Source organism: Streptomyces sp. NPDC054975 (assembly GCF_053609105.1).
The window spans coordinates 76,148-99,258 of the sequence record NZ_JBSGWV010000007.1 but is presented as its reverse complement, the minus strand read 5'-3'; the positions used below and the strand labels follow the sequence as shown (position 1 = coordinate 99,258).

The 23,111-nt window shown below is 71.3% G+C and carries 23 protein-coding genes; 12 read left to right on the top strand and 11 right to left on the bottom strand.

Annotated features, from left to right (window positions below; all coding sequences use genetic code 11):
* Positions 1-17: 17 nt before the first annotated feature.
* From ACWF79_RS10825 to ACWF79_RS10815, 3 genes are all read right to left on the bottom strand, one after another.
* Positions 18-1,163, bottom strand: a complete 1,146-nt coding sequence (locus ACWF79_RS10825) for a glutamate--cysteine ligase (RefSeq protein WP_453727808.1) — start codon at positions 1,161-1,163, stop codon at positions 18-20.
* Positions 1,164-1,283: 120 nt separating this feature from the next.
* Positions 1,284-1,889, bottom strand: coding sequence for an HPP family protein (locus ACWF79_RS10820; protein ID WP_453727732.1), 606 nt, complete (start codon positions 1,887-1,889; stop codon positions 1,284-1,286).
* A 150-nt stretch (positions 1,890-2,039) separates the two neighbouring features.
* Positions 2,040-2,879 (bottom strand): DUF817 domain-containing protein, encoded by an 840-nt coding sequence (locus ACWF79_RS10815; protein WP_453727731.1) that lies wholly within the window; start codon positions 2,877-2,879, stop codon positions 2,040-2,042.
* Between the two features lie 689 nt (positions 2,880-3,568).
* Between ACWF79_RS10815 and ACWF79_RS10810 the strand changes: the two genes are divergently transcribed.
* From ACWF79_RS10810 to ppk2, 3 genes are all read left to right on the top strand, one after another.
* Positions 3,569-3,715, top strand: a complete 147-nt coding sequence (locus ACWF79_RS10810) for a hypothetical protein (RefSeq protein WP_453727730.1) — start codon at positions 3,569-3,571, stop codon at positions 3,713-3,715.
* A 96-nt stretch (positions 3,716-3,811) separates the two neighbouring features.
* Positions 3,812-4,573, top strand: a complete 762-nt coding sequence (locus ACWF79_RS10805; RefSeq protein WP_453727729.1) for a bestrophin-like domain — start codon at positions 3,812-3,814, stop codon at positions 4,571-4,573.
* Between the two features lie 32 nt (positions 4,574-4,605).
* Complete coding sequence (gene ppk2 / locus ACWF79_RS10800; protein ID WP_453727728.1) at positions 4,606-5,580, top strand: polyphosphate kinase 2; 975 nt, start codon at positions 4,606-4,608, stop codon at positions 5,578-5,580.
* 98 nt (positions 5,581-5,678) lie between these two features.
* Here the strand turns inward: ppk2 and ACWF79_RS10795 are convergent, their stop codons facing one another.
* Complete coding sequence (locus ACWF79_RS10795) at positions 5,679-6,419, bottom strand: class I SAM-dependent DNA methyltransferase (protein ID WP_453727727.1); 741 nt, start codon at positions 6,417-6,419, stop codon at positions 5,679-5,681.
* Between the two features lie 285 nt (positions 6,420-6,704).
* Here ACWF79_RS10795 and bla point away from each other — a divergent pair, with 285 nt between their 5' ends.
* The gene (gene bla, locus ACWF79_RS10790) at positions 6,705-7,622 is read left to right on the top strand and encodes a class A beta-lactamase (RefSeq protein ID WP_453727726.1); all 918 of its coding nucleotides are present in this window, start codon (positions 6,705-6,707) and stop codon (positions 7,620-7,622) included.
* Between the two features lie 39 nt (positions 7,623-7,661).
* On the opposite strand, the gene ACWF79_RS10785 is transcribed toward bla, so the two are convergent.
* Both ACWF79_RS10785 and ACWF79_RS10780 read right to left on the bottom strand, forming a co-directional pair.
* On the bottom strand, positions 7,662-9,302 hold the full coding sequence (locus ACWF79_RS10785) for an amidohydrolase (protein WP_453727725.1): 1,641 nt from the start codon (positions 9,300-9,302) through the stop codon (positions 7,662-7,664).
* Positions 9,303-9,398: 96 nt separating this feature from the next.
* Entirely contained in the window at positions 9,399-10,040 is a 642-nt protein-coding gene (locus ACWF79_RS10780) for a TetR/AcrR family transcriptional regulator (protein WP_453727724.1), read from the bottom strand.
* Positions 10,041-10,109: 69 nt separating this feature from the next.
* Between ACWF79_RS10780 and ACWF79_RS10775 the strand changes: the two genes are divergently transcribed.
* The 4 genes from ACWF79_RS10775 to ACWF79_RS10760 all read left to right on the top strand — a co-directional run bounded on the left by ACWF79_RS10775 (position 10,110) and on the right by ACWF79_RS10760 (position 15,488).
* On the top strand, positions 10,110-11,552 hold the full coding sequence (locus ACWF79_RS10775; protein WP_453727723.1) for a purine-cytosine permease family protein: 1,443 nt from the start codon (positions 10,110-10,112) through the stop codon (positions 11,550-11,552).
* 88 nt (positions 11,553-11,640) lie between these two features.
* Complete coding sequence (locus tag ACWF79_RS10770) at positions 11,641-13,236, top strand: MFS transporter (RefSeq protein WP_453727722.1); 1,596 nt, start codon at positions 11,641-11,643, stop codon at positions 13,234-13,236.
* A gap of 147 nt (positions 13,237-13,383) precedes the next feature.
* Positions 13,384-13,932 (top strand): hypothetical protein, encoded by a 549-nt coding sequence (locus ACWF79_RS10765; protein WP_453727721.1) that lies wholly within the window; start codon positions 13,384-13,386, stop codon positions 13,930-13,932.
* Positions 13,933-14,150: 218 nt separating this feature from the next.
* On the top strand, positions 14,151-15,488 hold the full coding sequence (locus ACWF79_RS10760; RefSeq protein ID WP_453727720.1) for a glycerophosphodiester phosphodiesterase: 1,338 nt from the start codon (positions 14,151-14,153) through the stop codon (positions 15,486-15,488).
* A gap of 31 nt (positions 15,489-15,519) precedes the next feature.
* Here ACWF79_RS10760 and ACWF79_RS10755 read toward each other — a convergent pair whose 3' ends face one another.
* A complete protein-coding gene (locus ACWF79_RS10755) occupies positions 15,520-15,978 on the bottom strand; it encodes a MarR family transcriptional regulator (protein ID WP_453727719.1) in 459 nt (152 codons plus the stop codon).
* Positions 15,975-16,478: a MarR family winged helix-turn-helix transcriptional regulator gene (locus ACWF79_RS10750; RefSeq protein WP_453727718.1), complete on the bottom strand. Its 504-nt coding sequence runs from the start codon at positions 16,476-16,478 to the stop codon at positions 15,975-15,977. Before ACWF79_RS10750 ends, ACWF79_RS10755 begins: the two co-directional genes overlap by 4 nt.
* Before the next feature lie 202 nt (positions 16,479-16,680).
* Here ACWF79_RS10750 and ACWF79_RS10745 point away from each other — a divergent pair, with 202 nt between their 5' ends.
* From ACWF79_RS10745 to argG, 3 genes are read left to right on the top strand one after another with little or no spacing between them, the layout of a single operon-like run.
* Positions 16,681-18,003, top strand: a complete 1,323-nt coding sequence (locus ACWF79_RS10745) for a diacylglycerol/lipid kinase family protein (RefSeq protein WP_453727717.1) — start codon at positions 16,681-16,683, stop codon at positions 18,001-18,003.
* On the top strand, positions 17,996-18,574 hold the full coding sequence (locus ACWF79_RS10740; RefSeq protein WP_453727716.1) for a phosphatase PAP2 family protein: 579 nt from the start codon (positions 17,996-17,998) through the stop codon (positions 18,572-18,574). The genes ACWF79_RS10745 and ACWF79_RS10740 overlap by 8 nt, the downstream gene beginning before the upstream one ends.
* A 45-nt stretch (positions 18,575-18,619) precedes the next feature.
* Entirely contained in the window at positions 18,620-20,065 is a 1,446-nt protein-coding gene (argG, locus tag ACWF79_RS10735; RefSeq protein ID WP_453727715.1) for an argininosuccinate synthase, read from the top strand.
* A gap of 63 nt (positions 20,066-20,128) precedes the next feature.
* On the opposite strand, the gene ACWF79_RS10730 is transcribed toward argG, so the two are convergent.
* The 3 genes from ACWF79_RS10730 to ACWF79_RS10720 all read right to left on the bottom strand — a co-directional run bounded on the left by ACWF79_RS10730 (position 20,129) and on the right by ACWF79_RS10720 (position 22,100).
* Positions 20,129-20,548: a DUF6114 domain-containing protein gene (locus ACWF79_RS10730; RefSeq protein ID WP_453727714.1), complete on the bottom strand. Its 420-nt coding sequence runs from the start codon at positions 20,546-20,548 to the stop codon at positions 20,129-20,131.
* A gap of 2 nt (positions 20,549-20,550) precedes the next feature.
* Complete coding sequence (locus tag ACWF79_RS10725) at positions 20,551-21,198, bottom strand: DUF6230 family protein (RefSeq protein WP_453727713.1); 648 nt, start codon at positions 21,196-21,198, stop codon at positions 20,551-20,553.
* 218 nt (positions 21,199-21,416) lie between these two features.
* A complete protein-coding gene (locus ACWF79_RS10720; RefSeq protein ID WP_453727712.1) occupies positions 21,417-22,100 on the bottom strand; it encodes a TetR/AcrR family transcriptional regulator in 684 nt (227 codons plus the stop codon).
* 346 nt (positions 22,101-22,446) lie between these two features.
* On the opposite strand from ACWF79_RS10720, the gene ACWF79_RS10715 reads away from it, so the two are divergent.
* On the top strand, positions 22,447-23,100 hold the full coding sequence (locus tag ACWF79_RS10715) for a Tat pathway signal sequence domain protein (protein ID WP_453727711.1): 654 nt from the start codon (positions 22,447-22,449) through the stop codon (positions 23,098-23,100).
* Positions 23,101-23,111 lie beyond the last annotated feature (11 nt).

Genomic DNA, 23,111 nt, shown 5'->3' with positions numbered 1-23,111 from the left:
GGGCGCCGGAGTGGGTCTCACGACGTGATCGTCAGCTCGGCGCACCGCGTGACGACGGAGGAGAGTGATCCCTCACTGCCGTACAGCCGACGCTGCACGCGGGCGCCGGTCCCGCGTTCGTGGAGGTGAGCGATGCCTTCGCGGACCCACTCGTCCTCGCCGTGGTCCACCAGTGCCTCGCGAACGTGCTGGTACAGGGCCATGACCGCGTGCTCGGCCGATGTCTCCCGCATGGTTTCGGGGTGCAGGAGCGGACCGTCGAGACCCGAGCGGCCTGCCCGCCATGAGGCCAGTCGCAGCAGGCTCGTCCCCACCCTGGCCGGGGGCAGACCGTCCTGCCAGTCACGGGCCGCGGTCTCGACCAGGGCACGTATGAGCGCCGCCAGCAGGACGGGGGCGGAGGCGTCCAGGCAGACGTCGGCCACCCGGATCTCGACCGTGGGGTACGAGGCCGACAGCCGGGCGTCGAAGTAGATCATGCCTTCGTCGCGCAGCACACCGGTGCCGATCATCGTGCGGACCTGCTCGTGGTAGCGGTCGGCGGAGCCGAAGAGCTCGTACGGGCCGGCGGAGGGCCAGCGGTTCCACACCTGGCTGCGGTAGGCGGCGTATCCGCTGTCCTCACCCTGCCAGAACGGCGAGTTCGCGCTCATCGCCGCCAGGACGGCCAGCCATGGCCGGATGCGGTCCAGGACGGCGACGCCCTCCTCGTCGGAGGCGACCGACACATGGACGTGGCAGCCGCAGGTCAGCTGCTCCTGCGCGGTCAGCCCGAACTGTTTGCCGAGCCACTGATAGCGCGGCCCGACGCTCAGCGAGGGCCGCACGGACAGCGGCGAGGTCGCGATCGCGGCCACCTTGGCGCCGGCGGTCGCCGCGTGCCGGGCGGCTTCCCCGCGGATACGGACGATCTCCTCCTGGAGCTCGCCCATGTCCGTCACCGGCTTGGTGGCGAACTCCAACTGCTCCTTCTGCAGTTCCGCCTCGAACGCGTGCTCCTCGCGAGCGCCACCGCTGCCGCGTCCGCTGCCGTCGGCGTTGCCTCCCGGGGTCTGCCAGGCCAGGCGATCGGCCGCCGCGAGAACCGCTCCTGAGACGGCGCGCGGCGCACCACTGTGCGCGTCCACCAGCAGCAACTCTTCTTCCACACCCACACTTCGCATGTCGCCGCCCAGGGATCGAGCCATCGGATGACTGTCGATTGCCCTCCCTGTCCGCAACCATGCCCAGGCCCCTGCGCGGCGTCCCGCAGCCGTCGGTGTCGACGGCCGGACGCCGGCAGGTCACCACCAGTAGGCGGGATACCTCGGCCCCGCGCGCCGGATGCGCGACCCGGCGTACCCCGTCAGCACCAGGAGGACCGTGGAACCGAGGAGGAGCGGGACGAAACGCGTGGGCTCGGGCGTCTGGAGCACGATGACGACGGCGGTGGCACAGGCCGCGGAGTGCGGCGTACGGGCGAACGTGGTCAGGGCCAGCGTGAGGCCGGCGGCCACGGCCGCGGTCCACGCGTGGCTGCCGACGGCGGCGAGGGCCGCGTAGCCCACGGCAGCGCCGAACAGGTGGCCCAGGATGACGCTGCGGGGCTGGGCCAGAGGCAGCGTGGGGGCGGCGTGCACCAGGGCGGCGCTGGCGGCCAGCGGGGGTATCAGCACCGGTTCGTGGATGAGCGCGCCGATCGCGACGAGCGCGAGGAGGACGGCCGTCGCGGCACTCACGCTGTGGATCGCGGCCACCGGCGTGGGCCTCGCCGGGGCCTTGCCGGCGAACCTCGGCGGGCGGGGGCCGTCGAGGGTGGCGGCGGGAGCGGTGTGGGGCGGTGCGGCGTGGGGAGGGCGGTCGGGGAGGGCGGCGTGCGGATCGGGACGCAGGGGGGCGTCGGTATTCATGTACGCGGTTTCCGTGGCAGGCGGCCGGAGCGGCCGGACGGGGCAATGGCGGTGGGTGACGTCGTCGAGCTCGTGATCGACAGCCGGCCCCGGCCCTGCGCTTCACCCTGGTGCGGCAGCGCGACCACCCACGACTCTAACCTGCGGGGTTTACGACCGTACGGCGCGGGGTCGGCCCACCCGACGGGACGACTCGCCGGGGGTGACCCGGTCGCGCTGATCAGGCGTACCCCGGGTACGGGCGACCATGACGAAGGTGACGCTGATCAAGAGGGCCCAGGCGCCGAACTTGGTGAGGGGTACGGGTTGCCAGCCGTCGAGCTGGTGGGGGTAGCTCCAGGCGCCGACGTAGGTGGCGGCGTTCTCCGCGACCCAGAGGAAGAACCCGATCAGCGCGAAGGCCAGGGCCAGCGGCATCCGGTAGCGGGAGAGCCCCACCGTGAAGTGGACCCAGGTGCCGGCCATGGCAGCGAGCAGCAGCACGGCCAGCAGCAGCCGCGCGTCCGGCAGCCAGTGGTGGGTGAAGAAGTTCAGGTACACCGCGGCCGCGAGGGCGGCCATCAGCCGCGGCCGGTACGCGGTCAGCGACAGATCCATGATCTTCCACGCCCGGCAGCAGTAACTGCCCACGGCGCTGTAGAGGAATCCGCCGTAGAGAGGAACGCCCGCGATCTTGGAAAGGGCGTCCTCCGGATAGCTCCACGAGCCCATGCGCACTTTGACGAGCTCGAAGAGCAGGCCCACAAGATGGCAGCCCAGGATCACAGCGGTGTCCCGGGGGCCGTCCCATCCGACCTTGCGGGCCAGGACCGTCAGGGCCACGCCGTAGAGCAGGAGCAGGTCGTAGCGCGCGATCGGCAGGTCGCCGGGTAGCAGCCGCGAGGCGCCGATGCCGCCGACGAGGACGACGGCGAAGGCGACAGCCCGCACCTGGTCGAGCCCGAAGCGCCAGAACTGGGCGCAGCCGTGGGCGATCCGCTGGAAGGTCATGCCCCAGCAGACTGTCGCCCGACGATCGTTGGTTCCCTCGGGCATGCGAACGCTGCCGGGAGGTGACCACGGGAGCGAATGATTCGTTCACTCCGATGGCAGGCAGCGCGTCCGATGTCCGTGACCGGCCCCTCCCATGATCGTTACCCGCAGGGGCGGCGCCTGAGGGCGGCGGCGTCCCCGCCCCGTAGGTCCAGGGCGCGCGTCTGGCGTCAGGTCATCACCGGAAGGAACGACGAGTGGGTGGCTGGATCAGTGTCGGGCTGGGGGCTGCGGCAGCGTTGTGCCCGCTGCCGCCGTACGGCGACGTCACCGTCGTCATGGACCACGCCCCCGCCGGCGGCCGCCTGGTGGTGTGTGCCCCTGACGTACAGGTCGACATGGGCTACGGCGACGAGGCACCCGGAGCCCCGCGACCCACGTGCACCCCGCCGTCCCCGCCAGCCCCGTCGACGTCGCCCCCGCCCTGGTCTCGGCCGTCTCCCTCGCCTGCCTCCCCGGCGGTCCCCGAGTCCGAGCCGCCCGAGCCGCCCGGCCCCGCGCCCGCACGCTCGGCGCGAGCGGCACCGGCCCCGGCACCCGCCGCACCGCAGCCCCCGGCGCCCCCGGCCGCCGCAGTGCCGCGCGCCACCCAGGCTCCGGCCCCGGCGCCGCCGCAACCGGCGCAAGAGGCTCAAGCCTTCCGGTGGGTGCCGCGCTCGCACTACACCGGCGGTCCGGCGCGTCCGGCGCCGGCCAAGATCTCGATGACCATGTCCACGGTCGTGGTCACCCTGCCGGCCGTCCTGGCCGCGGCCGCCCTGCGGCCGGGGTCCCGTCGCCGCGGCCGTGGCTGACCGTCGCCTCTCCGGTGGGCCGGGGGTGCCTGACCGGCCCACCGCGTCCGCCCCAGTACCTCGTTCACGTCGCTTCGCTTGTCATGGAGTTGTGCAATGCCGGAATGGCTCGTCTACACCCTGGCCTCGGTCCTGGTCTGCGTTCTCGTCGTCACGGCGACCGTCGTGCGGCACCGCCGCGTAGCAGCCGATGAGGACACCTCCCAGACCCCGGACGTGCTGGAGTACATGGTCATGATGGTCGGCGTCGTCTACGCCATCGTGCTCGGTCTGGCGATCGCCGGTGTGTGGGAAGCCCGTAGCGCGGCCGAGGACACCGTGCAGCGCGAGGCTCAGGCGCTGTACGAGATCGACCAGCGCCTGGATGTCTATCCGGCCGCCTTCCGGACCCAGATCAAGGAGCACATCGACGCCTACGCCCGGCACGCCGTCACCACCGAATGGCCCGCCCTGAAGGACGGCGCTCCCGTCGACGGCACCGGCGCCGAGCTGCTGGGCCGCATCCGGAGCGACATCGCGCATCACACCCCGGCCGACGAACTCCAGGCCCAGGCCTACCAGCCGCTCCTGGACCAGGTGGCGGCCGCGGACGACGCCCGTCACCAGCGCCTGGACACCTCCGGCACCACCCTGCCCGCCGCACTCTGGTTCGGCCTCGTCGCCGGCGCCCTGGTCGTCCTGAGCCTGCTCTACACCTTGCAGATCCGCCGCTCCGCGCGCGAACTGCTCCTGGCCACCACCTTCAGCGCCCTGGTGGTCTTCCTCCTCTTCCTCGTCTGGAGCTTCGACGCGCCCCTCGGCCACTCCGGAACGGACTCGGCCCAGCCCCTGAGCGACCTGCTCACCACCGCGGCCTGATCATGGGCCCGTTCTGCGGGTAGGGGTTCGTCATGGATGAGCACGAGTTCGAGCAGTCCGAGACCGACGATCTGCTGGCGGGGCTGAGCGTGGACGACCGCCGTCCGGAGCAGCCTGTCCTGCTGGACTCGACCGGTGCGCCGATCCGGACGTGGCAGGAGAACTACCCGTACGACCGGAAGATCCGGCGTGGCGAGTACGAGCGGACCAAGCGGATCCTCCAGATCGAGCTGCTGAAGCTCCAACGCTGGGTGAAGGAGACGGGGGCTCGGCTCGTGGTGATCTGCGAGGGCCGGGACGCGGCCGGCAAGGGCGGCACGATCCAACGGTTCACGGAGCGGCTCAACCCGCGTGGCGCCCGGATCGTCGCCCTGGACAAGCCCTCCGAGCGGGAGGCCGGCCAGTGGTACTTCCAGCGCTACGTCGCCCAGCTCCCCACCGCTGGTGAGATCGTCTTCTTCGACCGCTCCTGGTACAACCGCGCGGGCGTCGAGAGGGTCATGGGTTTCTGCTCCCAGCAGGACTACGAGCTCTTTCTGCGGCAGTGCCCCGCGTTCGAGAGCATGCTGGTCGCCGACGGGATCCTGCTGGTGAAGTTCTGGTTCTCCGTGTCGCGCGCCGAGCAGCGCACCCGGTTCGCGATTCGCCAGGTGGATCCGGTGCGTCAGTGGAAGCTGTCGCCCACGGACATCGCTTCGCTGGACCTGTGGGACGCCTACACCGCCGCGAAGGTCGACATGTTCCGGGCCACCGACACCGAGCAGGCTCCGTGGACCGTCGTCAAGAGCAACGACAAGCGGCGGGGGCGGCTGGAGGCGATGCGCAGCCTGCTGTGGCGCATCGACTACGCCAAGAAGGACCCGGCAGCGGTCGGCCGACCGGATCCCCTGATCGTCGGCGCCGCCCACACTCTCCTGGAAGCCGGTGAAGAACCCACCGACCTTTCGCCCACACCACTGGCCGAAGGCAGCGACCTCGGCCCCGGCCTCCACCCCGACGGGACGTAGACCGAAAACCCGCCGAGGGGACCCACGTACGCAGAGGCGGGGCCGATCACGCAGATGCGAGACAGGCACGGCTTACGTCGACGGCCCGGTGGCCGACCTCAGGCCGGCTTGCGCCACACGGAGATGTGCTTCGCGGAGTCCTGGGTGAACGGCGCCCCGTCCCAGTCCGCGACGCGACGATCCAGCTCGAGCCCAGCGATCCGGGCCATCAGGTCGAGCTCTGAGGGCCAGGCGTAGCGGTGGCGGGAGTTGCCGCGGCGGTAGCGGCCGTCGTCGCCGTCGCGCGTGAAGTGGTGCGAGACGAGAATCTGCTCGACGAGGTCGAAGGTGTCGAAGCCGAGATGCTGCTCAGAGACGTCGAACGGCACCGCGACCTGGCCGGGCGGCAGGTACCGCAGCGGCGGTACGCCCAGCTCGATGACGAATCGGCCGCCGGGCTCCAGATGACGTGCGGCGTTGCGGAAGCACTCGACCTGCTCGTCCTGCGTGAGCAGGTTCGTGATGGTGTTGTAGACGAGATAGACCAGGGTGAACTCGCCGGTAACGACGGTGGTGGCCATGTCCCCGATGACTACCGGGAGCGTGTCCTCGTCGATCTTGCGCCGCAGCACCGCTGCCATGTGCTCGGACAGTTCGATGCCCACCACCGGCACGCCGCGTTCCCGGAGCGGAACGCCCACTCGTCCGGTCCCGATGGCGAACTCCAGTGCCCGGCCGTCTCCGGCGAGCCCGGCAAGGAATGCGAGAGTCGGTCCGAGAACGGCGGCCGAGGACATCTCGGTCTCCTCGGCGTCGTAGCGGTCGGCGGTCGCACGGGTCCACAGCTCACTGCTCGTCACGGGCGGCCACTTTGCCGGGCGCTAAGGGGCGCTGTCGACGCATTTACCTTCCTTCGGGCCCGATCAGACGGTTCAGGGAGTTCAGGGAGGGCCGGTACAGACCTTTCAGGGCACCGCCCGGCTTGGGGGCGCACGCCGTCCGGGACATGCCCCGGACAGCGCGGGCGGGTGGCGTGTGGTGGGTGGCAGAGTGGGGTGTGGTGAACCCCGGGTGCGGGAGTGCGCAGTGCTTCTCCGTTCTTCGCGCCCAGTCCTTCCGCCCGTTCGTCCGATCAGAGGTCTGTCATGCGGCTCCATCGGGTTCTCGTCACGCTGACCGCGCTGGCACTCCTGCCGCTCGCCGGATGCGCCGACTCCCCCGCGCCAGCCGACGCCGCCCCGGCGTCACGCGAAGCGACCACGCCGACGAACGGAGCGCCCGACGTCCAGGCGTCCTTCCGGGAGTTGGAACGGTCGTACGGTGCCCGGCTGGGGGTGTACGCGGTCGACACGGGCAACGGCCGGGAGGTCGCGTACAACGACGGGGCACGCTTTCCGTACGCCTCCACCTTCAAGGCGCTGGCCGCCGGAGCGGTGTTGCGTGACCGTACCGCCGGTGACATGAACCGCGTCGTCACCTACTCGCGGGGCGATCTGGTGCCCCACTCCCCCGTCACCGAACGCCATACGGAGACCGGGATGACGTTGAAGGAGCTGTGCGACGCCGCTGTCCGCCACAGCGACAACACCGCCGCCAACCTGATTCTCGACGAACTCGGCGGGCCTCGGGCGCTCGATGCCGTACTCGAGGAGTTGGGCGACGACGTCACCGACATGGAGCGGCGTGAGCCCGAGCTCAACGAGTGGGCGCCCGGCGCCACCCAGGACACCAGCACCCCGCGCGCTCTGGCGGGTGACCTGCGCGCCTTCGTGCTCGGAAACGCGCTTCGGCCGCCCCAGCGTGAGCAGTTGGCGCAGTGGTTGCGGACGAACACGACCGGCGCTGAACTCGTCCGCGCCGGTGTGCCCGCGAGCTGGGACGTCGGCGACAAGTCGGGGGCGGGCAGCACCTACGGCACTCGTAACGACATCGCCGTGCTGTGGCCGCCCGGCAGGGCTCCGATCGTCATCGCCGTACTGTCCAACCGCCACCGCGCCGACGACCACTACGACAACAAGCTCATCGCCGACGCGGCCTCGGTCGTCGCACGCGCTCTGTCGTGAGCGGGTGGGCGATCGAGCGGGTGGGCGTCGGACGCGCGGTCAGACGGAAGCCGCCCGGTGGGTGACGCGTCCGTCGAGGACCGTCAGCAGTACGGGCAGGTCAGCAAGGGCCGTCGCGGACGTCGTGAGCGGGTTGTCGGCGAAGACCGTCAGGTCGGCGCGGTAGCCGACGGCGAGGCGGCCCGCCCGGTCTTCCTCGCCCGCCGCGAACGCCGGGCCCGTCGTCATTCCCTGGAGCGCGTGCAAGGCGTCGAGCGCCTGGTCCGGGCCGTGCGGGGGCTGCGTCAGGTCGCGGGTGGGGCGGCGGTGGCGAGCGCCTGCCATCACGCCCAGGGGTGGGAACGGCGCGATCGGCCAGTCCGAGCCGAGGACGACGGTGGCGCCCGAGTCCCGCAGGTCGCGGCAGCGCCACGCACGCGAGGCACGGTCCTCGCCGAGGCGGCGGGACCAGTTGTCGGTGTGGTCGGCGCGGGTGAAGTCGCAGCAGTGCGTGGGCTGCATCGAGGCCACGACGCCGAGTTCGGCGAAGCGGCGCAGGGTGTCGTCGGGGACGCTCTCGATGTGCTCGATGCGGTGGCGGACTGCGTGCACGCCGGCGGCGTTCACCCCGTCCGCGGCCTGGGCCTTCTCCACGGCGTCGAGGGCGTGGCGTACGGCGGCGTCACCGATGGCGTGGGTGGCGGTCGGCACGCCGGCGCGGTGCAGCGTGGCGATGACGCGGGTGTAGGCATCGGGGTCGGGCCAGAAGGGATGGGTGGACTCGCCGTGGCGGTCGGGGTTTTCGAGCCAGGCCGTGCCGTTGTCGATGGTTCCGTCCATGAACAGCTTGACCCCGGCGACACGCCACAGTTCCCCGCCGGTGCCCTGCTGCTCGATCAGGGCGCGTAGCGCGGCCTCGTCGGTACCGGGCTGGCACCACGGCGCGACACGCAGCCGCAGGGGAAGTTCCCCGGCTGCTTCGAGTTCCGCGTACAGGGCGAGGCTGTCGCCGTTGGCGTCCATCGCGTGCCCGCCCGTCAGGCCGGTCGCGGCCATCGCGCGCAGGGCGACGGCAAGGCGTTCGCGGCGCTCGGCGTGGGTGGGCTGGGGCGCGGCGCGTTCGACGAGTTCGCAGGCCGCGTCCTCCAGGAGGAGGCCGGTCGGCCTGCCTTGCTGGTCGCAGACGATCTCGGCGGACTGGTCGAAGGTCCGCGGTCCGTCGATTCCGGCGAGTTCGAGGGCGCGGGGACTGGCCAGCGTCGAGTGGGCGTCGAAGAGCTGGAGCAGGGCCGGCACGCCGTCCAGTACGGGAGCGAGTGCGGCGGACTCGACGGGGTGGTCGCCGAACGCGTTCGGGTCCAGGCCCCAGCCGAACAACCACGCGCCGGGTTCGAGCGTCCGGATCTCGCGCGCGAGGGCCTCGCGGAGGGAAGGGAGATCCGTGCAGGCCGACAGGTCGAGGCCGTGGGTGAGCTCGGCGCCGGAGACGGGGTGGAGGTGGCCGTCGGTCAGTCCGGGGGTGACGACGGCGCCCTTGACGTCGAGGACGGTGGTGGCGGAGCCGGCGAGCGCGCGGATCTCGCGGTCGTCGCCCAGGGCGGCAATCCGGCCGTCGGCGACGGCCAGGGCGGTGGCGGGCAGGACGTGGCCGGTCATCGGGTCGAGCAGACGAGCCGAGAGGAGGACCAGGGAGGGGCGCACTGCGACTCCAGGGGTGGGCGGGGTGTGGGAAGTGGGGAGGGGGTGTAGTTCGGGGTGGGGGCGGGCGGGGGCCGGCCCCTCCGTCGGCCCCCGGCGTCAGCCCCCGTCCGCGTCCGCGCCGAGTGTGCCGCTCGGCAACCCCAGTTCTCGTTCTGCCGTGGTCAGGGCCATGCGGGTCACCACGTCCGGGCGGTTGCCGCGGTCGGTGTTCGCGTGGGCGCCGAGGCCGTCGATGACCACCAGGATCTGGATGGCCGTCGCGCGGGGGTCGTCCGTGCGGAACTCCCCCGCTGTCACGCCGTCGCGGATGAGGCCTTCGAGGCGGTCGTCGGAGGCCCGTTCCATCTCTGCCACCTTCTCGCGCAGGAGGGGGCGGTAGCGGCTCAGGTGGCGGGCGTTGATCCAGAGGCGGCTGATGTCGTCGTACGCCTCGCCCGTCGACAGCGCGAAGTAGCGCGCGAGGTGGTGCGTAGGTGTGCCGTCGGGGCGGTCGGCGGGCAGCAGGGCGTCCAGTTCGCCGGTGGCGGCGGTGGCGAAGGCCTCGGCCACGAGTTCTTCCGCCGAGGGGAAGTAGTGGCTGATCAGGCCGGGGCGTACGTCGAGCTCCTCGGCGATCCGCCGAAGGGTGACGCATTCGAGGCCCTCGGTCAGGGCGACGCGGGCCGCGGCCTCGACGATCTCCGCGCGGCGGGCTTCGGGGCTCTTGCGAATTCGTTTGCGCTGCACGCTTGACGACATACCAGCGATGCTATTGAGTGTGCGACCAATAAGCAAGCAGGTCGGCACCACACGCATCCGGAGGGCCTCATGGCGTCCACCATCCCCGACCCCCACCCCTCCGCCCAGGGCGCACACCCGGCGCCCCCGGGCGCCGAGCGGGCGGGCCGGGTCGAGGTCCACGGCATCGACCACATCCCCGACGCGGAGCGTCACGGCCGGCCCCGTGAACTGTTCGCCGTCTGGGCCGCGGCCAACGTCAACTACCTCAGCCTGGTCGTCGGCGGCGCCCTGGTCCTCATGGGACTGAGCCTGGCGCAGGCCCTCGCGGTCATCGTCGTCGGCAATCTGTTCTGGCTGCTCACCGGCGTACTCGCGATGTCGGGGCCCGCGGCCGGCGCGCCGAGCGAGGTGATCACGCGGACGATGTACGGGGTCCGGGGCAACCGTGTGAACAACGCGGTCACCGGCTGGATGATCTCCGTCTGCTACTTCGCCCTCAACCTGGCCGCCGCCGCGTCCGCGGCCTTCGCCCTCGTCGCGAAAACGGGCCTGCCGACGAACACGGCCGTGAAGGTCGCCGTCGTACTCGTCATCGCCGGCGTCACCCTGACCATCAGCGTCTACGGGCACGCCCTGATCGTGAAGCTGTACCTCCCGATCACACTCGCCCTCGCCGCCGCCTTCGGCGTGGTGGCCTACGCGGTCCTGCTCCACGCCGACTTCGGGTACTCCTCCGGAACGCCGCAGAGCGGCACGGATCTGTGGGCGACGGCCCTCGCGGGCGTCACGCTCATCGCGGCGGGTCCCCTGTCGTACACCACCAGCGCCGACTTCTCCCGCTACCTGCCGCGTACGGCGCCGTCCCGCGCGGTCATGGGCTGGACCGCGCTGGGTGGATTCCTGCCGAGCGTCGTCGTCTGTTCCCTGGGGGCGCTGGCGGCCACCGCCGTCGACATGACCGACCCTCAGACCGCACTGGAGCAGATCCTGCCCGCCTGGTTCACCCCGGTGTTCCTGCTCGCCCTCGTCCTCGGCACGATCGCGATCAACGCCCTGACCGCCTACAGCGCCGGTCTCGCACTCCAGGCGGTGGGCCTGCGCATCCGCCGTTCCTTCAGCGTCGTCGTCGACGGCGCCGTCGCCTCCGGCCTGACCCTGTACGCGCTGCTCGTCTCCAACTTCCTCGACACCGTCAGCAACGTCCTCCAGCTCACCGTCGTACTCCTCGGCCCCGCCACCGCGCTGTACGCCACCGACATCGCCCTGCGCCGCAACCGCTACGACGGGCCCGCGCTGATGGACGAGAGTCCGGCCAGTCCCTACTGGTACTCCGGCGGCGTCAACGTGCCGGGCGCGCTCGCACTCGGAGCGGGGGTGGGCGCGGCCGCACTGTGTGTCAACACCCTGTACACCGGGCCGATCGCCGCCGCTCTCGGCGGAATCGACCTCGCCCTGCCCGCCGGCATCCTCGTCACCTCGGGCTGCTACCTGCTCCTGCGGCGTGGGATCGGACGCCCTGCCGGGCAGTAGGCGAAGGGCCCTCCGGCCGAGCGGGCGGGGCGGCGCACGCGGGTGCGCACGACGTGCGGGAGGGGGTACGCGGGGAGATCATCCTTCCATGGCAGGTACGTCCCAACCGTCCGCGCCGGCCGGTGGCGCCACGTCAGGAGCTCCCCGCCAGACGCTCGCCCTCGTGGCGATGCTCTTCGCGGTCTCCATGACGTTCATCGACCAGACCATCGTCTCGATCGCCGCGCCGCGCATCACCGCCGAGCTCGGCCTCTCCGCCTCCGGGATGCAGTGGGTCGTCAACGCCTACCTGCTCTCCCTCGCCGCGTTCTTCGCGCTCGGCGGACGGCTGTCCGACCTCTTCGGACACCGGCGGATCATGCTGCTCGGCACGGTCGTCTTCGTCGTCTCGTCGGTGTTGTGCGGCTGCGTCCCCGACGACAGCTTCGCGCTCACGTGGCTCATCGTCTTCCGCGCCACCCAGGGCCTGGGCGCCGCCCTGATGTTCCCCGCCGCCCTGGCCGTCGTCGTCGCCGTCTTCCCCGTCGACCGGCGAGGCCGGGCCCTCGCCCTCTTCTTCGGCCTGTCCGGCGCCTTGACCGCCCTCGGCCCCCTCCTGGGCGGCTGGCTCACCGCATGGACCTGGCGGGCCATCTTCTGGGTGAACGTACCGGTCGCGGTCATCGCCATCGTGCTCACCGTTCTGGCCCGGGTCCCCGCGAGCCGGCGTCAGGAAAGGCTGGATGCCGTCGGCGCCGTGCTCGTGGCCGCCGGTATGGGCCTGAGCGTGCTCGGCTTCCAACAGGCATCGTCCTGGGGCTGGAGCAGCGCCACGACGTGGGCCTGCATCGCCGGTGGTCTGGTGATCCTTGTGCTGTTCGTCGGATACGAGCGGCGCACCACGCACCCGCTGATCAACCTCGACGTCTTCCGCGACCGGGCCTTCACCGTAGACAGCCTGGTGCTGTTCTTCGCGATGCTCGCGTTCGTGCCGGTGTTCTTCTTCGCCTCCGTGTACGCCCAGGTGTCCCTGAGCTCCTCGCCGAACCAGGCCGCCCTGTACCTGCTGTACTTCTTCATCGGATTCGGCATCGCCTCCCAATGGGGCGGCAAGATCCTCGACAAACGCGGCGCCCGCCCCGCCATGAAAATCGGCTGCGCACTCGGCGCCGTCGGCTTCTTCCTCTGGGCCCAGAAACTGACCGACCTGTCGATGCACGACCAATGGCCCTACGCGGCCGTGGCCGGCGCCGGCATCGGATTTCTGCTGGCCCCCGCCTCCACCGACGCCGTCAACCGCGCCATCGGCGCCTCGTACGGCGAGGTCACCGGCATCACCCAGACCGTCCGCAACTACGCGGCCGCCATCGGCATGGCCGTCCTCAGCACCATCCTGACCCATGTCTCCACCGACCGGATCGCCGCCACACTGCAGGAACGCGGCCTCCCGCCCGCCGAGGCCCAATCGACGGCCCGTCACGTCGCCGAAGCAGTCACCGGCCACCCCGACGGGCAGGCCCCCACCGGCGACGGCCCCGTGGCCAGAGCCCTCCAAGGCGCCGGCGACGCCATCCGGACCGACTTCGCCGAAGCGAACCAGTGGGTCTTCTACGCCATGGCCATCGCGCTGGCCATCGCCTTCCTCTGCGCCCTCGCCCACCCCGGCACACGCGTCACCGAGAACTCGGTGCAGAGCGAGAACTGATGGCCAGTCAACTCCGATGCTGCTGACCCAGGAAGCCAGTTCACCGGAATGAGTCCTCCTTCCGGATTCGCCGGGCCTCCCTCCGGTCGGCCGTCTACCGTGCGGAACGCCGCGCCCGTCCTGCGCGGTCACGTGAGGAGGAACCCTGTGTCATCGCCCTGCGACCCCCGACACGCTCCCGTCGGCGATGTGGATGCGGCTCTCATGGTGATCGACTCCCGGCTCAAGGCCGTCTACGACGGCGTGACCGGGACCAGCCCCGAGCAGCAGCAGATGATCGACCACTACACAGCCTCCCTGGGCCCCAGGGGCGCCGACGAGGTGCTGGACGGCGCGTGCACGCTCATCTACATGTTCATGAAATGGCTGCGGGCCGCCTACGAGGATCACGACAAGGACGTCATCGAGTACGTGGTGCCCAGCCTCGTGGCCTCACTGCGCGCGATGCCCAGGAGCATCCGCCCCGAAGCCATCCCCACCATGGCGGGTCTGGCCATCGCCGCGGGCACCGGCCTCAGCCCCAGCCTGTGGCGGCAGCAGTACGGCGCCTGGACCGAGGCCGAGATGAAACCCCTGGAAGCCACCGCCTTCCTGCTCGCCGAGCACATCAACCGGCTCACCGACGACCGCGACTTCGCCACCCGTCTGATCACCACAGCCCTCTCCAGCGTGGAACACGACACAGCATCCGACTGAAGAACCGCGGCGAGCCGCTCCAGCCCCACGGCGTTGGTCACCCGCGGGCGGATACGGCGAGCAGACGACCGGTCACCGATGAGCCCTACCAGGGGGCGCGCCGGTGCCACGCGCGTGTGGTGGCCGGTGGGAGGCGTGGGGCGTACTAGCCTCCGCCTATGCCTCGTGATCTCTTTCGTTCCGCATGCGTTCTGGCCGGGTGCGCGCTGCTGTGGTGTGTGAACGGTGCTCCTGCCGCCGCGGCCCGGCCGGGTGATGTGGGGGTCGTCGTCCGGGAGGACTTCTCCATCGGTGCGCTGCCCGGGCAGTGGCGGGTGGCCGGTGGGGAGTGGCGGGTCGAGGGCGGGCAGTTGGTGGGGAGTGCCGGGGGCGGGAAGGGGGTGGTGACGTTCGCGGGTGGACCGGCGGATCTCCGGTTCGAGGCGCGGGCGCGGTTCAAGCCGGGGGCCGGTGGGTGGTTCGGGCTGGGTGTGGATGTGCCGGCTTCCGGGGCGGGGGCGTGGACCGCCGGGGTGGTGCGTGCCGGGCGTGGTGTCTCCTTCGGGGAAGGGACCGGTGAGGGCGCGCCGGTTCCGGTCGGGGTGGCTGCCGAGGGGGAGGTACGGGTGCGGGTCGAGGTCCGGGACCGGCAGGCCGTGTGGTTCCTCGACGACCGGCAGGTCTTGGTGACGAGCCGCCCTCAGGGGTCTGCCGATGGTGGGTTGGCGCTGGTGGTGGGCGGGGGGTCCGTGGCGTTCGACGACGTGCGGGTCACGCGCGTGACCTCGTCCGCGTTCCAACGCGCCGATGCCGAGCGGTTGGCGGTCGTGGCACACCGGGGGGCGTCCTCTCTGGCGCCCGAGAACACGATGGTCGCGCAGGAGGTGGGGCGGCGTTCCGGGGCGGAGTTCATCGAGAACGACGTCCGGCTGAGCCTGGACCGTGTGCCGTTCCTGATGCACGACGCGACCGTCGACCGGACGACGGACGGGACGGGGAAGATCGGCGCGCTGAGCGCCGCGCAGATCGGCCGGCTGGATGCGGGGGCGTGGTTCGCTCCGGTGTTCGCCGGTGCCCGCGTTCCCACGCTCGCCGAGCAGTTGGCCGATCTGCGGACGCGGGGCGGCAGTCTGCTCCTGGAGATCAAGCAGGCCGACACCGCCGAGGACGTCGCGACGATGATCGATGTCGTACGGGCGGAGAAGATGACCGGCCGCGTGGTCGTCCAGAGCTTCGATCCCCAGCACCTGCGCTGGGTGCGCGCCTTGGCACCCGAGCTGCCGCTCGGCCTGTTGCGCGACAAGTTGGACGCCGATCCGGTGGCCCTGTGCAAGGAGATGGGCCTTGCCCTGTATCTCCCCAGTGGCGCGGCCCTGGAGGCCCGGCCAGGGGTCGTGGGCGATCTGCACCAGGCGGGGGTGGCTGTGTGGGTGTGGACCGTGGACACGGCCGAGCGGTGGGACCGGTACGACGGGTACGGAGTGGACGGCATCATCTCCAACCGGGCCGCCGAACTGACCGGCTGGAACCGCGGGCGGGTCGACAGCGCGTCCGCTGCCGGCCGCACCGCGCCGTAGGCGATCCCCGACGCGCTCGGTCCGCCTCCGTTCAGTTCGTCAGCGCCTCCAGTTCCGCGTTCGCTCGCGCGGTCACCAGGGCGAGGACGCGGCCGGCGGCGACCAGGTCGTCGGCGGGTATGCCGCCCCAGATACGGGCGCTGATCGGGGCGGTCTCGGCGCCCACGGCGGCGAGCAGTTCGCGTCCGGCCTCCGTGGGGCGCAGGTGCGGGCCGTCCGCGACCAGCAGGTCCTTGGCCAGCAGGTCGTCGAGGGTGGCGCGGATTCCGGCCGGGGCGGCCTTGAGGGAGGTACGGACCTGGGTGACGAGGTCGTCCGGCGTCTGCGCGGTGTCGGCGGTGACGGCGGCGCGCAGGGCGATCTGCTCCTGGAACGTGAGGTCGTGCCGTGCCAGGACGTGCTCCAGGACGCCTCGGGCGGCGTAGTGGGCCAGCCCGAGGGCGCGGGCGTCGGCGGGAGTGGCGGTGGCGGTGGGCGCGGGGGTGGTCATGGGGTGGTCCTCTCCGTCTTCTCGTCGTTCTCGTCGTTCGGTGCGGGTGGAGCGAGAGGTGCGTCGAGCAGGGTCATCAGCTCGTCGGTGAACGCCCGCGTGCGTGGGGCGTCCAGCCCGCCGAGCGGTTCAAGCAGCTGCTGAAGGAGGTCCTGGACCACCTTGACGGCCTGCCGTGCGACCGTTGCGCCCTGCTCGGTCAGGGCGAGTTGCACGGCGCGGGGGTCACGCGGGTCGCGGGCGCGTTCGATCAGGTCGGACGACTCCAGGGCCCGCGCCAGCTTGGAGACGTACAGCGCCTCCAGGCCGGTGTGGTCGGCGAGTTGACGCTGGCTGGGGCGCTCGCCGGTGCGCTGCATGCCGTACAGCGAGGCGACCAGTACGTACTGCGCGTGGGTGAGCCCCAAGGGAGCCACCGCGCGATCGACGGCGACGCGCCACTTGTTGGCGAGCCGCCATACGAGGAAGCCGGGCGTCGGACCCGGTGAACCCTTGCTCATGCCAAATAAAGTACATGGCTACTATCGCCATGGCTACTATTTTCGGACGCCCGTGGTCGACGTGATCGTGCGGGAGAGCTTGCTCGTACGTGACGGGCTTCACCCGGACGGCCGACTCCTGGACGTCTCAAAGCTCTTCTTGGGGGAAGGGTGGCGGGACGACTGTGCATACACAGGCCCGACGATCGGTGAGGCGGGGACCATGGCGACTGGGGTGAGCGGTGCCGATGCGCGTGCTCGGCTGTGGGCGCGAGGGGCCGTGCTGGCGGTGGTGGCCACCGTTGCCCTGTTGCTGGTGTCGGTCGGCGGGGGTGGAGTGGTCGTAGTGGTCAGCGGGCTGGTCGGGCTCGGCGTCACCGCCGCCGGGGCCTGGTGGGCGGTGGCCCGGCGGGGACCGCGGCGGTGGCTGGGCGGGCTGCTCATGGTCGGCGCCCCGGTCGGGTTGCTCGTGCTGTACGTGCGCAGCGGACTGTGGCTGACCGCGCTCGTCGCCCTCGCGCTCTGGGGCGTGGCCCTGGGCTGCGGGCGGGCCGCTCTTCGGCCGTCGCACGCCGGGCATCACATGCGGACCGCGCCCCGCCGGCCCCCCCACCGTCCCGTCATCCTCATGAACCCCGCCTCCGGCGACGGCAAGGTCGAACGCTTCGGGCTCGTCGAGCGGGCCGAGCAGCTCGGGGCGCGCGTGATCCTTCTTGAGCCGTCCGGCGGGGACCAGGTCGTCGAGCTGGCCCGGCAGGCGGTCTCCGAGGGGGCCGACCTGCTCGGCGCCGCGGGCGGCGACGGTACGCAGGCACAGGTCGCCGGCGTGGCCGCCGAGCACGATCTGCCGTTCCTCGTGGTGCCGGCAGGCACCCGCAACCATTTCGCCATGGACCTCGGGCTCGACCGCCAGGATCCGTCGCTCAGCCTTGAAGCCCTCGCCCATGGCGAGGAGCTGCGCGTCGACCTCGGTGACGTCAACGGACTCCCGTTCGTCAACACCGTGTCGTTCGGGGTGTACGCGCGGGTCGTGCAGCGCCCCGAGTACCGCGACGCCAAGGCCGAGACCGCGCTCGACGCCATGCCCGATCTCCTCCATGAGAGCGGGCCACGCCTCGACGCCACGGCCGACGGGCTCCTCCTGCCGTCCCAGCAGGCGCTTCTTGTGAGCAACAACCCCTACATAAGGCCCGACCCGTTCTCCGGCCGCCGTCCCCGGCTCGACAAGGGCGAGCTCGGCGTCATCGGCGTACGCGTCGACAGCGCGGCCGCGGCCGCCGACGTCGCGCTGCGGGGGTCGCTCTCCGAGGGCCTCAACGTGCTGACCTCGCACCAGGTCGACGTGACCGCCGACGGCGACGACACCATGCCCGTCGCCGTGGACGGCGAGGCGCTCATTCTGCGGACGCCCGTGACCTGCACCGTCCGGCACCGTGCGCTGCGCGTACGCGTGCCGCGCGACCGGCCCGGAGGACCGGCCGTCGCCCCTGCAGTCAACTGGCGACGCATCTTCACACTGGCCTTCCGAGGGAGGGGCGATGAGTAGTCCGCACGAAGAGAAGCCCGGTGGTCCTGCCGCCGTTCTCCACGACCTACGCGCCGTCGACGGCGCGCTGTACGCCGCTGTCGCCGCGACACCCACACCCACGCTCGACAGGGGCCTACGGCGGCTGTCCAGCGCGGCCGACCACTCCAAGATCTCCTTCTCCATCGCCGCCGCGCTCGCCCTCTCCCCCGGCCGGCCGCGGCGCGCCGCCGTCCTGGGCGTCGGCGCGGTCGCCGTGGCCTCGGCCTGCGCGAACCTCCTCGGCAAGCGTCTCGTACGGCGGGCCCGACCGGATCGTGAAGCGGCGCGGGTGATCGTCGACCGCCATGTGCGCATGCCCACCTCCGCGTCGTTTCCCTCCGGGCACACCGCGTCCGCCGTCGCCTTCGCGACCGCCGTCGGGGCCGTGCTGCCGCCTGCGGCGCTGCCTCTGACCGCGCTCGCCTGCGCCGTCGGGTACTCCCGTGTCCACACCGGGGTCCACTATCCGGGCGACGTGCTGGCCGGGGCCGTTCTGGGGGCCACGTCCGCCACCGCCGTCCTCACCCTGGCCCGCGTGCGGGCCGTATGACCGATCCGCTTTGCATGGTCATGCGTTCTGATGCATACTCTTTCTATGTCTAAGGTCCTCACCTCCCTTCCTTCCGGCGAGCGGGTCGGAATCGCCTTCTCCGGCGGGCTCGACACGTCGGTCGCGGTCGCGTGGATGCGCGACAAGGGTGCCGTCCCGTGCACCTACACCGCCGACATCGGCCAGTACGACGAGCCCGACATCGCCTCCGTGCCCGGTCGCGCCAAGACCTACGGCGCCGAGATCGCCCGGCTGGTCGACTGCCGCGCCGCGCTCGTCGAGGAAGGCCTGGCCGCGCTCACCTGCGGGGCGTTCCACATCCGCTCCGGCGGGCGCGCGTATTTCAACACCACGCCGCTCGGGCGCGCGGTCACCGGCACTCTTCTGGTGCGGGCGATGCTTGAGGACGACGTCCAGATCTGGGGCGACGGATCGACGTTCAAGGGCAACGACATCGAGCGGTTCTACCGGTACGGGCTGCTCGCCAACCCGCACCTGCGGATCTACAAGCCCTGGCTCGACGCCGACTTCGTGACCGAGCTCGGCGGCCGCACGGAGATGTCCGAGTGGCTGCTCACCCACGGCCTGCCCTATCGGGACAGCACCGAGAAGGCGTACTCCACCGACGCCAACATCTGGGGCGCCACCCACGAGGCCAAGATCCTGGAGCACCTCGACACGGGCGTCGAGACCGTGGAGCCGATCATGGGCGTACGGTTCTGGGACCCGTCCATCGAGATCGCCCCCGAGGACGTGACCATCGGCTTCGACCAGGGCCGGCCGGTGACGATCAACGGCAAGGAGTTCCCCTCCCCCGTGGCCCTCGTCATGGAGGCGAACGCGATCGGCGGGCGCCACGGCATGGGCATGTCCGACCAGATCGAGAACCGGATCATCGAGGCGAAGAGCCGCGGGATCTACGAGGCTCCCGGCATGGCGCTGCTGCACGCGGCGTACGAGCGGCTCGTCAACGCCATCCACAACGAGGACACCCTCGCGCAGTACCACAACGAGGGCCGGCGTCTCGGCCGGCTGATGTACGAGGGCCGCTGGCTGGACCCGCAGGCGCTGATGATCCGCGAGTCGCTGCAGCGGTGGGTCGGCACGGCCGTGACGGGCGAGGTGACCCTGCGGCTGAGGCGCGGCGAGGACTACTCGATCCTCGACACCACAGGCCCGGCGTTCAGCTACCACCCGGACAAGCTGTCGATGGAGCGGACCGAGGACTCCGCGTTCGGCCCGGTGGACCGGATCGGTCAGCTGACGATGCGTAACCTCGACATCGCCGACTCCCGGGCCAAGCTGGAGCAGTACGCGGGGCTCGGCCTGATCGGGACCGCGAACCCGGCGATCGGCGCCGCTCAGGCCGCCGCGACGGGGCTGATCGGCACGATGCCGCAGGGCGGCGCCGAGGCGATCGCCTCCCGTGGTGAGGTCTCGGCCAACGACGAGCTGCTCGACCGTGCCGCGATGGAGTCCGGTACCGACTGAGCATCGAGGCTCACCCAAGGGCGCTGTCGCCGGCTGCGGTCGGCGACAGCGCCCTTGGCCTGTCTACCCCCGTTGCCGGCGGCGTGCGCCAGGGAGGCGCCAGCGGCGCGGCGGCTGGTCCGGGAGCCAGCCGAAGGCGAGGGAGCTGCCGACGAGCCCGAGGAGCATGCCGATGAAGAAACCTCCGAGGTTCGAGGTGACGAAGGTCGCGAGCGAGGCCAGGACGGCGACGATCGAGTAGAAGAGGCGCTGGCGCGGGTTGAGGACGATCAGCGCCCCACAGACGATCATGATCACCGGGAGGACGTAGCCGGCCAGGCTGTCCGCCCCCGCCGTGAGGATGACGGTGATGCTCGCCCGTTGGGTGAGGAGGATCTCGCCACCACCGAGCATGATCATGAGGCCCGGGGCGAAGGGTCGGCGGTGACGCCATCCGGCGAAGGCGCGCCAGGGGTGTCGCCCGCCGGTGGCCGGCGGTGTCATGGTCAGCAGCCCTCGGAGGTGAAGCTCATGTGCAGGTCGGGCAGGGTGAAGCGGGTGGCCGTGGTGGCGTAGTTCTTCTGGTACACGTCGGTGATGGTGACGGTGTCGGCCTGCTGGCCGAAGCTGCCGAGCGGGCCCTTGACCGGGGGTCTGTCGAAGGTGCTGGCGTCCCCGCCGATCTCGATGTTGTCGAACGCGGCGACCTTGCCGGAGATCTCGGTGGAGTCCGTGGTCAGGCCGGAGGCCTTGACCGGGGTGCCCCTGTTCCCTGCCGTGATGCGCAGGTGCGTGCCGCCGAGCTCCACGCTCTGGCAGAGGTTGGTGAGTTCCGCCTGACGGATGGCGGTGACGATGACCAGGACCTGGCCGCCGGTGTCGCCGGCGTTCGGGCTGCCTTCGGGCATGGTGTCCAGTCCCCCGAACTGGCCGAAGCCGGTGCCCTTGAGAGTGTCGGCCTTGACCACGAACGGCATGCCGGAGATGGCGAACTGGGCGGCGAGGGCGCCCTGGGCGGTCAGGACGACGAGGGTCGCGGCGATCGCGCAGGCCGGGGCGGCCATCAGGCCGGCGCGCCGGAAGCGGACGCGGCCTCTGCGGCCGGGCTCTTCGCCCGGGGGTAAGGAAGTGGTGGGCTCTTCGGACAGGGCCATGAGGTGCTCCTGACAGTCGTGAGGAAACAGACCTGTGGCGGCATTGTCCTGGCGCGGACGGTGGATCCGGTCGGTTCCCGTGCCCGCCCGGGGTCTTCCTCACGTGGCGTACGGAGGCGGCCGCGTGGCAGGGAACCGTTGCTGGACCGTAGACCCGCCGTTACCACCGAGTCAACTAGTGTGCGAACCAAGGCAGTTGATCGATCGGTGCGCAGGTCTCAGGGGTGCGTGAACGGAGACACCACGACGTGCACCAGGGTGTCCAGGAGCAGCGGAAGCCGGGACGTCCGGTCCTCGTCCACCGCGCGATGGACGGCCGCGTGGACGGCTCCGACGACGGTGTCCACCAGCTCCTCGCGCGCCACCCCCTGCGGTCCCGGCGGCGCGTCCACGAAGAACCGTCGGAAACTGGCCAGAAGTTCGGCGCGCGCACGGCGCCCCGCCGGGCCCGCGGACTCGATCTCGACCACCATCCGCGCGAACGCGGGCGTCTGCGCGAGCAGCGCCAGCATGGTCCGCAGTCCGGCCCGCACGGCCGCCGGCCAGGACGCCGCGCCGCCCGCCTCGTCGTAGGCCCGGCACATGGCCCGTACGACCATCTCCGTACCGCTGCGGTACGCCGCCAGGACCGCGTCCTCCTTGCCCGTGAACAGGGCGTAGAACACCGGGCGGGTCACTCCGGCGGCCCGGCAGATGTCACTGATCCGCGCACCGCCGTAGCCGTGCGCCGCGACCATGCGGGCCACCCCGTCGAGCAGCCGCTCGCGCTGCCGCGAGGCCACCTGCTCCGGCGTCAGCCGGCGGGGGCCGGGGCGCAGGGAGCGCTCCGGGTCGCGGCCCGTGCGGGCACCGGGCAGCACCTGCAACTCCTCGGTCGGACGAGCACCCTTCACCGGCCACATCCCCCCGGGGCTGTTGACGTCACATACTCGACAGGTTTACAACCCTGATGGGTTTTCCTCTCGTGCGGCGCACCGCACGGCGCACCACCGCACCGAGTATCACGCTCTTGTCGTGTCCCGCGACAGCGCTGAGCCGATCCGTGGCGCCGGATCGGCCCGGCCAGGGAACCACCTTCGCTCGTTTTCGCTCGCCTTCGCACCGTACGTACCGTCGAGCCGCAGCCTTCCCCCGCCCCTCGGCCGCTGCCGAGGGGCCCACCCACGCGTACCCGCCCGCCAGGGAATGTCCCCGCGTTCCCCGGCAGAGCTCCACCACCCTCACCCTGGAACGAAAGGAACCCCCACCATGAACAAGCGTGCCTTCTTAGCCTCCGCCGGAGCCGCCGTCGCCGCCGTCCTGGCGTTCACGTACCCGGCCACCGCGGCCGGCAGCGTCCTGACGACCGGCAGCGCCAGCGGTCCGGCCGTCGCGGTCGGCGACGTGCTCGCCGCCTCGCTCGCCTCGGGCACCACCGCGAAGATCGCCACGACGTCCGGCGGCAGCACCGGCATCACCTGCAACTCCTCGGCGTTCAACGCGACGGTCACGAGCAACCCGGCCGCGCCCGGCACCGCGACCGAGACGCTCAACTCCCACACCCTGAGCAGCTGCACCACCAACATCATGGGGGCGACGGGCGTTCAGAGCATCACGGTCAACAACCTCCCGTACACGACGGCCGTCACGTCCGGTGGCACGCTGACCGTGACCGCCGGCAGCGCGGGCCCGATCCAAACCACACTGAAGATCAACACCATCCTGGGCGTGACGACCTGCGTCTACCGCGCCACGAGCCTGACGGCGACCCCGTCGAACGCGGACAACTCGCTCGCCTTCGCCAACCAGCAGTTCACCAAGGCCAGCGGGCCCGGCACGTGCCCCGCCAACGGCTTCTTCTCGGCGAAGTACGGCCCGGTGTCGGACACCACGCAGGCGGGTGCGCCCGTCTTCGTCAACTGATCACTTCCAAG

Coding starts and splice junctions, on each gene's coding strand:
- ACWF79_RS10825 (WP_453727808.1), bottom strand. CDS start 1,163: ATGCGAAGTGTGGGTGTGGAAGAAGAGTTGCTGCTGGTGGACGCGCAC.
- ACWF79_RS10745 (WP_453727717.1), top strand. CDS start 16,681: ATGGCGACTGGGGTGAGCGGTGCCGATGCGCGTGCTCGGCTGTGGGCG.
- ppk2 (WP_453727728.1), top strand. CDS start 4,606: ATGGATGAGCACGAGTTCGAGCAGTCCGAGACCGACGATCTGCTGGCG.
- ACWF79_RS10820 (WP_453727732.1), bottom strand. CDS start 1,889: ATGAATACCGACGCCCCCCTGCGTCCCGATCCGCACGCCGCCCTCCCC.
- bla (WP_453727726.1), top strand. CDS start 6,705: ATGCGGCTCCATCGGGTTCTCGTCACGCTGACCGCGCTGGCACTCCTG.
- ACWF79_RS10770 (WP_453727722.1), top strand. CDS start 11,641: ATGGCAGGTACGTCCCAACCGTCCGCGCCGGCCGGTGGCGCCACGTCA.
- ACWF79_RS10815 (WP_453727731.1), bottom strand. CDS start 2,879: ATGACCTTCCAGCGGATCGCCCACGGCTGCGCCCAGTTCTGGCGCTTC.
- ACWF79_RS10725 (WP_453727713.1), bottom strand. CDS start 21,198: ATGGCCCTGTCCGAAGAGCCCACCACTTCCTTACCCCCGGGCGAAGAG.
- ACWF79_RS10750 (WP_453727718.1), bottom strand. CDS start 16,478: ATGAGCAAGGGTTCACCGGGTCCGACGCCCGGCTTCCTCGTATGGCGG.
- ACWF79_RS10755 (WP_453727719.1), bottom strand. CDS start 15,978: ATGACCACCCCCGCGCCCACCGCCACCGCCACTCCCGCCGACGCCCGC.
- ACWF79_RS10740 (WP_453727716.1), top strand. CDS start 17,996: ATGAGTAGTCCGCACGAAGAGAAGCCCGGTGGTCCTGCCGCCGTTCTC.
- argG (WP_453727715.1), top strand. CDS start 18,620: ATGTCTAAGGTCCTCACCTCCCTTCCTTCCGGCGAGCGGGTCGGAATC.
- ACWF79_RS10730 (WP_453727714.1), bottom strand. CDS start 20,548: ATGACACCGCCGGCCACCGGCGGGCGACACCCCTGGCGCGCCTTCGCC.
- ACWF79_RS10780 (WP_453727724.1), bottom strand. CDS start 10,040: ATGTCGTCAAGCGTGCAGCGCAAACGAATTCGCAAGAGCCCCGAAGCC.
- ACWF79_RS10805 (WP_453727729.1), top strand. CDS start 3,812: ATGCCGGAATGGCTCGTCTACACCCTGGCCTCGGTCCTGGTCTGCGTT.
- ACWF79_RS10715 (WP_453727711.1), top strand. CDS start 22,447: ATGAACAAGCGTGCCTTCTTAGCCTCCGCCGGAGCCGCCGTCGCCGCC.
- ACWF79_RS10720 (WP_453727712.1), bottom strand. CDS start 22,100: ATGTGGCCGGTGAAGGGTGCTCGTCCGACCGAGGAGTTGCAGGTGCTG.
- ACWF79_RS10775 (WP_453727723.1), top strand. CDS start 10,110: ATGGCGTCCACCATCCCCGACCCCCACCCCTCCGCCCAGGGCGCACAC.